General features: G+C 71.1%; 8 protein-coding genes. 6 read left to right on the top strand and 2 right to left on the bottom strand.

The annotated features are described in order from the left end of the window. Positions 1-21: 21 nt before the first annotated feature. Complete coding sequence (locus QMK24_RS24050; RefSeq protein WP_283468776.1) at positions 22-924, bottom strand: hypothetical protein; 903 nt, start codon at positions 922-924, stop codon at positions 22-24. Between the two features lie 190 nt (positions 925-1,114). Between QMK24_RS24050 and QMK24_RS24045 the strand changes: the two genes are divergently transcribed. The 6 genes from QMK24_RS24045 to QMK24_RS24020 all read left to right on the top strand — a co-directional run bounded on the left by QMK24_RS24045 (position 1,115) and on the right by QMK24_RS24020 (position 11,490). Continuing rightward, positions 1,115-1,447, top strand: a complete 333-nt coding sequence (locus QMK24_RS24045) for a hypothetical protein (RefSeq protein WP_283468774.1) — start codon at positions 1,115-1,117, stop codon at positions 1,445-1,447. A gap of 403 nt (positions 1,448-1,850) precedes the next feature. Next, complete coding sequence (locus QMK24_RS24040; protein ID WP_283468773.1) at positions 1,851-5,003, top strand: endo-alpha-N-acetylgalactosaminidase family protein; 3,153 nt, start codon at positions 1,851-1,853, stop codon at positions 5,001-5,003. An 82-nt stretch (positions 5,004-5,085) separates the two neighbouring features. Further along, a complete protein-coding gene (locus QMK24_RS24035) occupies positions 5,086-5,979 on the top strand; it encodes a helix-turn-helix domain-containing protein (RefSeq protein ID WP_283468823.1) in 894 nt (297 codons plus the stop codon). A 33-nt stretch (positions 5,980-6,012) separates the two neighbouring features. Continuing rightward, positions 6,013-8,553, top strand: a complete 2,541-nt coding sequence (pepN, locus tag QMK24_RS24030; protein WP_283468771.1) for an aminopeptidase N — start codon at positions 6,013-6,015, stop codon at positions 8,551-8,553. Between the two features lie 130 nt (positions 8,554-8,683). Further along, entirely contained in the window at positions 8,684-10,072 is a 1,389-nt protein-coding gene (locus QMK24_RS24025) for a pyridoxal phosphate-dependent decarboxylase family protein (RefSeq protein WP_283468770.1), read from the top strand. Next, a complete protein-coding gene (locus QMK24_RS24020) occupies positions 10,069-11,490 on the top strand; it encodes a lysine N(6)-hydroxylase/L-ornithine N(5)-oxygenase family protein (RefSeq protein WP_283468769.1) in 1,422 nt (473 codons plus the stop codon). Before QMK24_RS24025 ends, QMK24_RS24020 begins: the two co-directional genes overlap by 4 nt. Here the strand turns inward: QMK24_RS24020 and QMK24_RS24015 are convergent. After that, the gene (locus tag QMK24_RS24015) at positions 11,462-13,297 is read right to left on the bottom strand and encodes a bifunctional metallophosphatase/5'-nucleotidase (RefSeq protein WP_283468768.1); all 1,836 of its coding nucleotides are present in this window, start codon (positions 13,295-13,297) and stop codon (positions 11,462-11,464) included. The two genes, QMK24_RS24020 and QMK24_RS24015, sit on opposite strands and share 29 nt — an antisense overlap. Positions 13,298-13,300: the final 3 nt, after the last annotated feature.

Genomic DNA, 13,300 nt, shown 5'->3' with positions numbered 1-13,300 from the left:
TGACGCCCGTGATGCCGGGGATCAGGTATCGCACTCCAGGACCGTCCGGCACAGCGTGCAGCGGGCGGTGAGACGGCCGCGCACCGGGACACGGATGCGCTGATGACACGTGGGGCACGGGAACGAGACCCGCCGCGGATTCGTCGCCTCGAAGGAGTACCCGCCCAGCGGTGACGCGCTCAGCGAGGTGCCCGCCCGCCGGTCCCTGGCATAGCGCCGCCGGGCCGCCCAGCCGGCGGCGAGCAGCGGCGGCTGCCGCTGCTCCTGCTCGGCGAGGACCAGACCCGCCCGGTAGGCGTCGCGCGCCAGCGGGCTGGTGAACCACGGCTCCATGTCGTCACCGAAGACCAGTGCGCGCTTCGCGAGCACATAGCCGTACTCCTCCGGCGTGAGATAGCCGAGCTTGTACGCGGACATCATCAGCCGGTCCTCGCGGATCGCCGGCTCCTCGCGGTACGAGTCCAGCAGCAGCCAGCCCGCACCGAGGAACGTGGTCGCGGTGTCGGTCAGGATCTCGTTGTCCCGGGTGCCGGGCAGCTCCAGGCCGAGCCGGTGCAGATAGACGTGCATCACCTCATGGGCCAGCGCCGCGCCCACATCCCGCCGGTCCGTCTTGAACCGCGAATGCAGCTCGACGAAGTACTCGGGACCCGCCGCGAGTTCGACGCTGCCCGCATGCACCATGTCGCGGAACCCCACCACCATCCGGGCGTCCGGCAGCCGGAAGTGCTGCAGCATGACGCGCGCCACGCGCTGCGCCCCCAGGTACGGATCCTCGTCCGGCGGGAACTCCACCGACTCCTTGAGCACACTCGCCGGGAACTGGCTCACCGTGTCGGCCGACAGCCGCTTGTACAGCGCGGTGAGTGAGGTCTGGATCGTGGCAAGGTGCGGAAACCCATGCTCGATCCCGGTCACCGGCACCTCCCCCCGCTGATCACGGTGTGACGTAGTGATTTTGACCTTACGCGTCGATCCACGCGGTTGTCGCCGTAGGCGGTGGCCCGTCACCGCCTGCCCAGGGGCGGCGCAGCAGGAGGACGGTACTTTCGGCCGATGGAGATCTGGCCGGAAGGGCGAGGTATGCCCGGTATGCGGATCCTAATGTTCCGGTATGCCCGCCAAGATCCGTGTCATCGCCGCTTCCGCCGTCATCGTCATGGCCGCCGCCCTCGCCGCGCTCGCGGTCCCGGCGGTCTCGGCCTTCGCCGCGCATGCCGACGGCGGCGGCACGATCGGCGCCACCGTGCTGCTCGTGGGTGTGGCCGCGCACGGCGTACGGTCCGCCCTGCGGTTGCGAGGGCCGGTGACCCCCGCTCCCATGGAACAACACACGGATCACCGCACGGATCACCGCACGGATCACCGCGGGCGCGGCACAGCGGCACCCGGCGAGCGGCACACGTCGAGGGGAACGCATGGCGATCAGCGTGGTCATCGCCGATGACCAGGACGTGGTCAGGACCGGGTCCGGATGATCCTGGACAGCCAGCCGGACATCGACGTCGTCGCCGATGTCGTCGTCACGGGCATCGCCGTCCAGGCGCGCGCCGCCCGCTACACCGGCGTATCGCTGGCAGATCCTGGCGACGCTGTCACTCGACGCCTGACATCCGCGGGCCCGCACCCGTACCCGTACTCCACACCTGTCCCGTGCCACCGCCCGGCGCATGAGTCCGGGCGCATGAGTCCCGGCGCACGAGTGCCGGCGCAGGAGTCCAACAGCGGCGCACCTTTGTCCATGGGCGCGACGGTCACTACCGGCGCAAGGTGTAGGGCGTCCGACCCCGTCAGCACCAGCACAGCCAGCAGCGCAGCGATGCCTTGGCAATGCCGTAGTGAGGAGTGCGATGTCCGCCCCCGACACCAGCATGGAAGCCGGTCCCAGCCGCCGCGCGGTGGTGCTCTCCACCGCCGCCGCCGGAATCGCCGCGGCGCTAGCCCCCGGACAGGGCAGCGCCGCCGCCGCGACCGCGGGCGAAGCGGTGATCCGCTCGGCGCACCTGGACGTACGCGTCCACACCGCCTTCCCCGGCGTCGTCTCGTACACCGACCGCGGCACCGGCGCCGTGATCCACGGCCAAGCCACCGCCGCCGGCACCCTGCTCATCGACGGCGCCGCCCATACCCCGATCGTCACCAGCACAGTGCGCGCCGACCGGATCGCGTACACCCTCGCCTTCGACGGCGGAACGCGCATCGAGGCGCAGATCACCGTCGACGGCTGGACCGCCGAATTCCGGGTGACGGCCATCGCCGACACCGCGAGCCTGCGCGTGGGCACCCTGCAGATCCCCGGGCTGCGGCTGCTGAGCGTACGCAGCGACCAGCCCGGCGCCACGCTGCTCGCCGCGAAGGTGCAGCTCGACAAGGCCGCCAGCGGCGACACCCTCGTCCGGGTCACCCCGGCCACCCCGACCGAGGCCGCGGCGGCCGGCTGCGCCTACGCGGTCGTCGCCACCGACGCGCTCGCCGCCGCGATCGAGAGCAACACCGTCTACGACAAGCCGGTCGGTGCGGCAGGCACGACCTGGGAGAACGGCCGCTTCTGGCGGCAGACCCTGGCCGGCGACGGCTGGGTGGAGTCCGGGCTCGCGCCCGGCCAGTGGACCCACCGGGCCGCCACCGCAGAGGCCGGCGGCGCCAACGATGACGCCGAGCCGCTGCCGTACGCCAAGGTCATCGTCACCCGGGACCGCAACGGCGACGGCAGGACCGACTGGCAGGACGCGGCGATCGCGCTGCGGGACATCGCCGTCACCCCGCTCGGCGCCGACACCCAGCACCTGCGGGTCGTCCCCCACATCCCGTTCAACTTCGCCAGCCAGGCCACCAACCCGTTCCTCGCCACCCTCGACAACGTCAAGCGGATCTCGCTGGCCACCGACGGCCTGCGGCAGTTCACCCTCCTCAAGGGCTACCAGTCCGAGGGCCACGACTCCGCGCACCCCGACTACGGCGGCAACTACAACCAGCGCGCGGGCGGCCTCGCCGACCTCAACACCCTGGTCGCCCGCGGCGCCAGGTGGAACAGCGACTTCGCCGTCCACGTCAACGCCACTGAGTCCTACCCCGTGGCCCACGCCTTCTCCGAGAAGCTCGTCGACAAGACGAACCAGCAGTGGGACTGGCTCGACCAGTCCTACCGCATCGACGCCCGCCGCGACCTCGTCAGCGGCGACATCGCCGCCCGCTTCCAGCAACTGCGCGACGAGACCGACCCCGCGCTCAACACCCTCTACATCGACGTGTTCCGGGAATCGGGCTGGACTTCCGACCGCCTCCAGCGCCATCTGCGCGCCCAGGGCTGGAACGTCACCAGCGAATGGGGCCACGGACTGGAGCGCTCCTCCCTGTGGTCGCACTGGGCGAACGAGACCGACTACGGCCCCGACACCTCGCGCGGCATCAACTCCCAGCTCATCCGCATGGTCCGGCACCACGAGAAGGACGTCTTCGCCGACAAGTGGCCGCTGCTGGGCACCGCCAAGCTCGGCACCTTCGAGGGCTGGGTCGGCAAGACCGACTGGAACGCCTTCTACCGCACCATCTGGACCGAGAACCTGCCCGCCAAGTACCTGCAGGCGTACCCGGTCAGGACCTGGACCGACCACGAGATCACCTTCTTCGGACCCACCGGCACCTCCGTCGCCGACACCGACGGCACCAAGACCATCACCACCGACGGCCGGACCGTCTACCGGGGCGGCAGCTACCTCCTGCCCTGGGAGCCCCGGCAGGCCAAGAACCCGCCGAAGCTCTACCACTACAACCCGGCGGGCGGCGCCGGCACCTGGCGGCTGCCGGCCGGCTGGGCGGCAGCGCGCACCGTCAGCCTCTACCGCCTCACCGACCAGGGCCGCCGCTTCGAACGCGAACTGCCGGTGCGCGACGGCGCGATCACCGTGACCGCCGACGCCGGGCAGCCCTACGTCGTCCACCGCGACCGCGCGCCCCGCCAGACCGCACCCGGCTGGGGCGAGGGCACCCCGCTCCACGACCCCGGCTTCCACTCCGGCCGGCTCGACGACTGGCACGTCAACGGGCCGGCCGGCGTCGTCCGCAACCCGATCGGCGACTACGAACTCGTCATCGGCCCCGGGGCCGCCGCGTCCGTCGGCCAGCGCCTCACCCGCCTGCGGCCCGGCAGCTACGCGGCATCCGTCCAGGTCGAGGTCGGCGCCACGGCGGGGGAGCGGCGCAGAGCCGCCCTGGAGGTCCGCACCGCTGACGGCGTCACCGCCGCCAACTGGACCGACGTCTCCACCGCGGGCAACTATGTCGCCGCCGACCGCAAGCACGGATCGCGCATGCAGCGGATGTTCACCTGGTTCACCGTCCCCGAGGGCGGCGGCCCGGTCACCCTCACCCTGCGCGCCGACGCCGGACAGCCCCGCGTCACCTTCGACAACGTCCGCGTCGTCGCCGCCGTCCCCACCCGCAAGCCCGGCGCCCTCGCCCACGAGGACTTCGAGAACGTCCCCCAGGGCTGGGGCGTCTTCGTCAAGGGCGACGCCGGCGACGTCACCGACCCGCGCACCCACATCGCGCAGCGGCACGCCCAGTTCACCCAGGCCGGCTGGAACGGCAAGGCCATCGACGATGTCATCGACGGCACCCAGTCGCTCAAGTCCCGCGGCGAGAACGACGGACTGATCTACCGGACCGTCCAGCACACCGTCCGCTTCACGCCCGGCCGCCGCTACCGCGTCGCGTTCCGCTACGAGAACGAGACGGCCGGCCAGTACGCCTGGATCACCGCCACCGACCGCCCCGGCACCACGGAACTGTCCCGTACGGTCCTGCCCGCCGCCGCGCAGCCCGCCGTCCACAGCTATGAATTCACCGCACCCGCCGACGGCGGCACCTGGGTGGGGCTGCGCAAGGCCGGGGACAGCGGCACCGCGGAGTTCGCCCTCGACACCTTCACCGTCACCGACCTCGGCCCCGGCACCGCCCCCGCTTCCGCCCCCGCTTCCGCCCCCGCGGCGGACAAGGTGTAGGGCCCTGAACCGCCAGGGGGCCGGGACCACGCCCCAGGCCCCCTGGCCAGCACCGCGCTCCATGAGCAAAGATCAGTCCTCGATGTTCCATACATGGATGCGCTACTTCTCACCGAACCCGGTCCACCACCGGCTCGGCCTGGTATGCCTCGGCGTCGGCATGCAGCACGGAGCGCTGCCCACGGTCGGGCCGCGCACCATCGACCACCACGTCGCCGTCGTCATCAGCGCCGGCACCGGCTGGTTCCGGCACCGCGGCGGCGACGCAGTGGAAATTACCGCGCCCACCCTGCTGTGGCTCACCCCCGACGCCGAACACCACTACGCGCCCCACGCCGGCAGCGGCTGGGACGAGAGCTTCGTCGACTTCACAGGACCCGCCACCGCCACCTACACCGAACTCGGCTACATCGAGCCCGACCGGCCCATCGTCCCCCTCAGCGACACCACAGGACCGCGCGCCGTCATCGCCCGCATAGCCCGCGCGGCCCGGCCGGGAAACCCGCTCCTCGAAGTCGAGAGCTCCGCCGCCGTCCATGAACTCCTCGTCGCCCTGCGCCGCGCCCGCGCCGACACCACCTGCGACGGCGACCGCGTACTCGACGCCCTCGCCCGCGACGCGTTCCTCCCGCTGACCATCGCCGAACACGCCACCCGGCACGGTATGACCCTCGCCGAACTGCGGGCCGCCGTACGCCGCAGCGCCGACTGCAGCCCCAAGGACTATCTGCTCGGCATCCGCCTCGGCCGCGCCAAGGAACTCCTCGCCGCCACCGACCTGCCGGTCGCCGCCGTCGCCCGCCGCGTCGGCTACGAGGACCCCGCCTACTTCAGCCGGCTCTTCACCCGCCGCGTCGGCGCCGCCCCCGTACGCTTCCGCGAACAGCAGTACCGCACCGTCCCCGGCGGCTGGTCCACCGACCACCTGGACCCCCGGAAGATCACCCGGCCCGCGGCAGATCACCCGGGGCCGTGACCTGCGGGCACTTCGTACGGCAGCATGTGCGGCATGCCAGCTCTGACTCGCGCCGAGGCCGAGACCCGCGCCCGCCTGATCCAAGTCCACCATTACGCGATCGACCTGGACCTCACCCGCGGCGACGAGACCTTCGGCTCCACCGTCGTGATCCGCTTCACCGCGCTGGAGGACGGCGTAGGGACGTTCGCCGAGCTCAAGCCCTCCACCGTGCACCGCGTCGTACTCGACGGCCGGGAACTCGACCCGGCCGCGCTGGACGACAACCGGCTGCCGCTGCCCGACCTGGCGGCCGGCGCCCACGAGCTGCGCGTCGAGGCCGACATGCCCTACTCGCGCACCGGCGAAGGCATGCACCGCTTCACCGACCCCGCCGACGGCGAGACCTACCTCTACACCCAGCTGTTCCTCGACGACTTCCAGCGCGTCGCCGCCGTCTTCGACCAGCCCGACCTCAAGGCCGTCTTCGACGTCACCGTCACCGCGCCCCCCGCATGGACCGTCCTCGGCAACGGCATCGCCGAACGCGTCGCCGGCCAGGGCCGCTGGAAGATCGCCCGCACCCCGCCCATCAGCACTTACCTCCTCGCGGTCGCCGCCGGCCCCTGGCACTCACTGCGCACCGAACACGCCGGCCTGCCCTTCGGCCTGCACTGCCGCCGCTCGCTGGCCCGCCACCTCGACCACGACGCCCGCGAACTCCTCGACATCACCCGCCGCTGCTTCGACCGCTTCCACGAACTCTTCGAGGAGCCCTACCCCTTCGACTCCTACGACCAGGCGTTCGTCCCCGAATTCAACGCCGGCGCCATGGAGAACCCCGGGCTCGTCACCTTCAGCGAGGAATTCGTCCACCGCTCCGCCGTCACCCACACCGAACGCCAGTACCGCGCCGTCGTCATCGCCCACGAGATGGCCCACATGTGGTTCGGCAACCTCGTCACACTGCGGTGGTGGGACGACATCTGGCTCAACGAGTCCTTCGCCGAGTACCTCGGCTACCAGGTGCTCTCCGAAGCCACCGGCTTCACCACCACCTGGACCGACTTCGCCATCGCCCGCAAAGTCTTCGGCTACGACGCCGACCAGCGCCCCTCCACCCACCCCGTCGCCCCCGAGGCCGTCCCCGACACCGCCTCCGCGCTCCTCAACTTCGACGGGATCTCCTACGCGAAGGGCGCCTCCGCGCTCCGGCAGCTCGTCGCCTGGCTCGGCACCAAGAACTTCCTCGCGGGCGTCAACGACCACATAGCGCGCCACTGCTACGGCAACGCCACCCTCGACGACTTCATCGCCTCCCTCGCCCGCGCCACCGACCGCGACGTCCACGCCTGGGCCGCACAGTGGCTGCGCACCACCGGCGTCGACACCCTCCAGCCGCACTTCGAGAACCCCGCCGCGCCCGTCATCGTGCGCACCGGCAGCCGCCCGCACCACATCGCCGTCGGCCTGTACGACCGCGCCGTGACCGACCCCGGCCGGCTCGTGCTGCGCGAACGCCTCGAAGCCGACCTCGCCGCCGCCCCCGTCCCGCTCCTGCCCGAAGGCCGCACCGTCCGCCCCGACCTGGTCCTCCTCAACGACGGCGACCTCAGCTACACCAAGATCCGCTTCGACGACCAGTCGTGGACCACCATCACCGAATCCCTCAGCGGCCTGCCCGACCCGCTCTCCCGCGCCGTCGTCTGGAACGCCGCCCGCGACCTGGTGCGCGACGGAGAACTCCCGCCCGCCGACTACCTCGCCCTCGTCCAGCGGCACCTCCCCGCCGAAACCGACCCCGCCATCGCCCAGGGCGTCCTCACCTTCACCCGCGAGCAGCTCATCGACCGCTACCGTGACCCCGCCCGCCGCACCGCCGACCTCACTCTCCTCGCCGGCGTCTGCCGCGCCCTGCTGAGCGGCACCGACACCGGCCCCCACCTCAGCGCCGCCCGCACCCTCATCGACAGCGCCGTCACCGAGCACGACACCAGGACGCTGCGCGGCTGGCTCACCGACGGCCGGATCGCCGAAGGACCCGCCCTCGATCCCGAGCTGCGCTGGCGGCTCCTGCTCCGCCTCACCGTCCTCGGCGCCGCCACCCCCGGCGACATCGCCGACGAACTCCTTCTCGACCCCAGCGCCAACGGCCAGGAAGGCGCCGCCCGCTGCCGCGCCGCACTCCCCGACCCCGAGGCCAAAAAGGCCGCCTGGACCCGGATGTTCGAAGACGACACCCTCTCCGCCTACCTCTTCACCGCCATTGCCCAGGGCTTCTGGCAGCCGGAACAGCACGACCTCCTCGACCCCTACGTGCCCCGCTACTTCCCCGCCGCCACCGCCCTCGCCGCCCGCCGCGGACCCGCCCTCGCCGTGGCCGCCGGCCGCTACGCCTTCCCCACCACGGCCACCGACACCGCCACCCTGCGCCTCGGCGGGGAATGCCTCCGCAACGCGGACCCCGCCCCGGCACTGCGCCGCAGGCTCGCCGACCAACTCCACGACCTCCAAAGGGCGTTGAAGATCCAGGCGACATTCCCCACCCCCGCCGCCGCGAACACCCGCCCCGCAGAAGGAGCCGGCACCGCCTGACCGACCACCCCCGACCGGCCGGAATCCCATCCTCCGCACCGGCCCCGCAATACCCCTGACCGGTGGCTCTCGTTGAGCACACCGGGCGTATGCGCACGCCCGACAGGCTGCGACCGCGAAGGGCCACCCCATGCCACCCCACCTCGCCGGAGGCATCACCGGACCCGACCACCTGCGTCCCCTCCTCGACACCGTGCTCCGCGCACTCACCGACGGCGCGACGGCCCGGGGCGGCCCCCTCCCGGCGGGCGGCCCCGGCACCGTCGCCCAGCACATGCACGACGCGTGCACCCCCGTCATCCCCCGCACCGGAACCGGCGAAGAACACGCCCTGCGCACCCTCGTCCAAGCCCTCGCCGCAGGAGCCGCCGACCCCGCGGAACCACACTGCGCAGCCCACCTGCACTGCCCGCCACTCGCCGTCGCCGTCGCCGCCGACCTCGCCGCGAGCGCGCTCAACCCCTCACTCGACTCCTGGGACCAGGCCCCCGCCGCCACCGCCCTCGAAGCCGAGACCACCGCAGCGCTCGCCGCACTCGTCTACCCCGGCCACCCCGCGCCCGACGCCCTCATCACCACCGGCGGCACCGAGTCCAACCAGCTCGCCCTGCTCCTGGCCCGCGAACGCCACCCCGCCGGCCCCCCACTACAGGTGATGTGCGGAGCCAACGCCCACCACAGCATCCAACGCGCCACCTGGCTCCTGGGCCTGCCGCCGGCCATCGTCCTCCCCACCCCCGCCGGCACCCTCGACCCCAACACCCTCCACACCGCCCTCAGCCGGCTCCAGGACAACAGCCCCGTACTCGTCGTCGCCACCGCCGGCACCACCGACACCGGCGCCATCGACCCCCTCCCCGAAACCGCCCGGATCACGGCGGCCCACCGCGCCGAACTCCACATCGACGCCGCCTACGGCGGACCCCTGCTGTTCAGCGACCGCGAGGCACACCGCCTGGACGGACTGACATCCGCCGCCTCCGTCACCCTCGACCTGCACAAACTCGGCTGGCAGCCCGTCGCCGCCGGACTCCTCGCCGTACCCGACACCACCGCACTACGGCCCCTGAGCCACCAGGCCGACTACCTCAACGCCGCCGACGACACCGAAGCCGGCCTCCCCGACCTCCTCGGCCGCTCCCTGCGCACCACCCGCCGCCCCGACGTACTCAAAATCGCCGTCACCCTCCGCGCACTCGGCCGCGACGGACTCGGCGCCCTCATCAACACCGTCTGCGACCAGGCCCACCACCTCGCCGACCTCATCGACGCCCACCCCGGCCTCACCCTGTGGGCCCGCCCACAGATCAGCACCGTCCTGTTCCGCCCCACCCACGCCGATGACACCCACATCGCCGCCATCCGCCGACGCCTCCTGCACACCGGCCACGCCGTACTCGGCCGCGCCCACGCCGACGGCCGGCTCTGGCTCAAAGCGACCCTGCTCAACCCGAACACCCGGCCCGCCGACCTCACAGCGCTCCTGCACCTCACCACGGAAGGCACCACGGCCCGATGACAACAGCGCCCACCACCCCCGCCACCACCAGCGAACCCGCCACTCCCGAAGAACCCCTCGACCTGCTCGGCATCGGCATCGGGCCCTTCAACCTCTCCCTCGCCGCCCTCGCCGACGGCATCCCCCACCTCACCGCCGCCTTCTACGACCAGCGCCCCTCCTTCCAATGGCACCCCGGCCTCCTCATCGACGGCGCCACCCTCCAAGTCCCCTTCCTCGCCGACCTCGTCACCCTCGCCGACCCCACCAGCCGCTGGTCCTTCCTCTCCTACCTCAAAACCCGCGACCGCCTCTTCCCCTTCTACTTCGCCGAGCGATTCCACATCCACCGCGCCGAATACGACGCCTACTGCCGCTGGGTCGCCGACACCCTCACCACCACCCACTTCGGCCAGCAGGTCGACACCATCCGCTGGAACCCCGGCCGCGCCCTCTTCGAAATCGACCACACCCACCTCGACCGCAACGGCGAAGCCGAAGCCCTCGGCCGCACCCACGCCCGCAACCTCGTCATCGGCACCGGCACCGCACCCCACATCCCCGAGCCCCTGCGGCTCCTCGCCGAAGCACCCACCGTCCCCGTCATCCACTCCAGCGCATACGTCAACCAGCGCACCCGACTCCTCGCCGCCGACCACATCACCGTCGTCGGATCAGGACAGTCCGGCGCCGAAGTCTTCCTCGACCTGCTGCGCGTCCGCCCCGCCGGCCGCGAACGCCTCACCTGGATCGCCCGCACCCCCGCGTTCGCCCCCATGGAATACAGCAAACTCGGCCTCGAACAATTCACCCCCGACTACACCCACTACTTCCACGGCCTCACCGAACCCGTACGCGACCAACTCGTCCCCCAGCAGTGGCAGCTCCACAAAGGCATCGACCACGACACCATCAACGCCATCCACGACGAGCTCTACCGCCGCACCCTCGACGGCGGCTGGCCCGACGCCACCCTCACCCCCGGAGTCACCGTCCGCACCGCGGGACGCCTCGGCACCAACGCCATCGAACTCCACCTCGAACACGAACAACAAGGCACCCGCAGCCGCCTCACGACGAACGCCGTCATCCTCGCCACCGGCTACCGCGAACGCCCCGTCGACCAGCTCCTCGCCCCCCTCCACCCCTACCTCCGCCGCGACACCGGCGGCCGGCTGCGCATCGACGCCGACCACCGGCTCGCCCTCGACCCGTCCATCAGCGGCGCCATCCACATCCAGAACGCCAACCTCCACACCCACGGCGTCGGCGCCCCCGACCTCGGACTCGTCGCCTGGCGCTCCGCCGTCATCCTCAACGCACTGACCGGCAAGGAGCCCTACCCCCTGCCGGCCAGAACCGCGTTCACCACATTCGGCCTCGACGGCGCCGCCGCCTCCAACGTGCCGACTAGAACAGCGGCACTCCGTCGCGGGTGAGCTTCCAGCTGTCACCGCCGAAGGCGGACGGATCGATCGAACCGTTCGCCTTCACCCACGCGATGATCGTGTTCCGGATCTCATCCGAATTCGCCCACACCGACGGCGTAGCCGCCACATGCGGGAAATTCCCGCCGCCGTTCGCCCGGTAGTTGTTCACCGCCAGCACGAACTTCGCCGCCGGATCCACCGCAGCACCCTGGAACGTCAGATTCGCGATCCGCGAACCCGCCGGCTTCGCGATGTCGATCTCGTACGACACCCCGCCGACCACGTCATAGTTGTAGTCCGGAGTGCTGTCCGCGTTCGTCAGCTTCGACACATCCACCACCGTGCCCGCCGCGGTCTGCGTGAAATACTTCGCCGAGAACTCCAGATAGTCCTTCACCTGCGCGCCCGTCAGCACCCGTGCGTCCAGCGTGTTCTCGTACACATACAGTCCCGCCACATCCCGCAGCGACACCTGACCCGCCGGAATCGCCGCCGTCCGCGAGAAGCACGCCGCCTGCGACAGCACCGGCAACGCCGCGTACTGCGTCCCCGCCAGCGCCGCCTTCACCGTCTGCATCTGCACCGCGTTGATGAAATCGATGATCGGCGTGTCCTTGTACGGGGCCTCCGCCGCCGACATCGCCGCCGTGCACGAGCCCACCACCTGGTTGACGTACGTCACGACCTTGTCGTGCTCCGCCTTCACCAGCTTCACCACATGCGGATCCTCCGCCACCGCGTTCGCGTTGCGGACCTCCGCCACCACCGACGTCACCGACCAGCGGCCCCGCGAGAACTCCAGCTCGATGTCGAAGACGCTCAGCCGCATCCCCCACATCAACGGCTCCGACAGCACCACGTTCTTACCCGACTCGGTGTTGACGACCGAGCGCGACGCCACCTCCTTGTGGGTGTGCCCCACCAGGATCGCGTCGATCCCCGGCACCTGCTCCGCCACCAGCGACGACGCGTTCTCCGGATACGGCAGGGCGTCACCGTAGGACGTACTCCCGTCCAGACCCGAGTGATCCGTACAGATCACCACATCGCAGCCCAGCGCCCGCAGCTTCGGCACATAGATCTTCGCCTGCTCCACCAGACCCGGGAACGCCATCTTCCCCTGCACATTGGCCTTGTCCCAGATCGCGATACCAGGATTCGTCAGCCCCAGGATCCCGACCTTGATGTCCCGCCCGCCATGCACCTTGATCCGCTTGATCGTGTACGGCGGGAACGCCGGCTTCAGCGTTTTGGCGTCCACCGCGTTCGCCGCCAGCAGCGGGAAATCGCACTGCTCCTGGAACTTCCGCAGCACCGGGATCCCGTAGTTGAACTCATGGTTGCCCAGCGCCGCCGCGTCGTACCGCATGTGGTTCATCGCCAGCGCCATCGGGTGCACCGGGGCGTGCTTGCCGCCCTTGCCGCTCTTGCCCGTGATCGGCTCCACCCGCGCGTAGTAGTACGACAGCTGGGTGCCCTGGATGATGTCACCCGCATCGATCAACAGGGTCCGGTCGCAGCCCTTCTCGGCACGCGCCTGCTCCACCAGCGTGGAGATCTTCGCCAAACCCACGTCGTTGTGCGTCCTGTCGTCGTACTCCGCGTTCGTGAAGTAGTCCCAGTTGAAGACATGGCCGTGCAGATCCGTCGTCCCCAGCACCCGCAGCGAGTGGGTCCTCGGACCGTGCCCGTGTCCCTCGCCCCGGTCGTGCGCCTCCGCCGGCGCGGCGCCGGCCACGGCGCCCGCGCCCGCGAGCGCGACCCCCGCACCCGTGGCGGCGGAACGGTTCAGGAAAGTCCTTCGATTGAGCGGCATGTC

Source organism: Streptomyces sp. PH10-H1 (genome assembly GCF_030063355.1).
In the GTDB taxonomy this organism is placed as follows: Bacteria; Actinomycetota; Actinomycetes; order Streptomycetales; family Streptomycetaceae; genus Actinacidiphila.
This window is presented reverse-complemented; position numbering and strand designations above follow the sequence as displayed.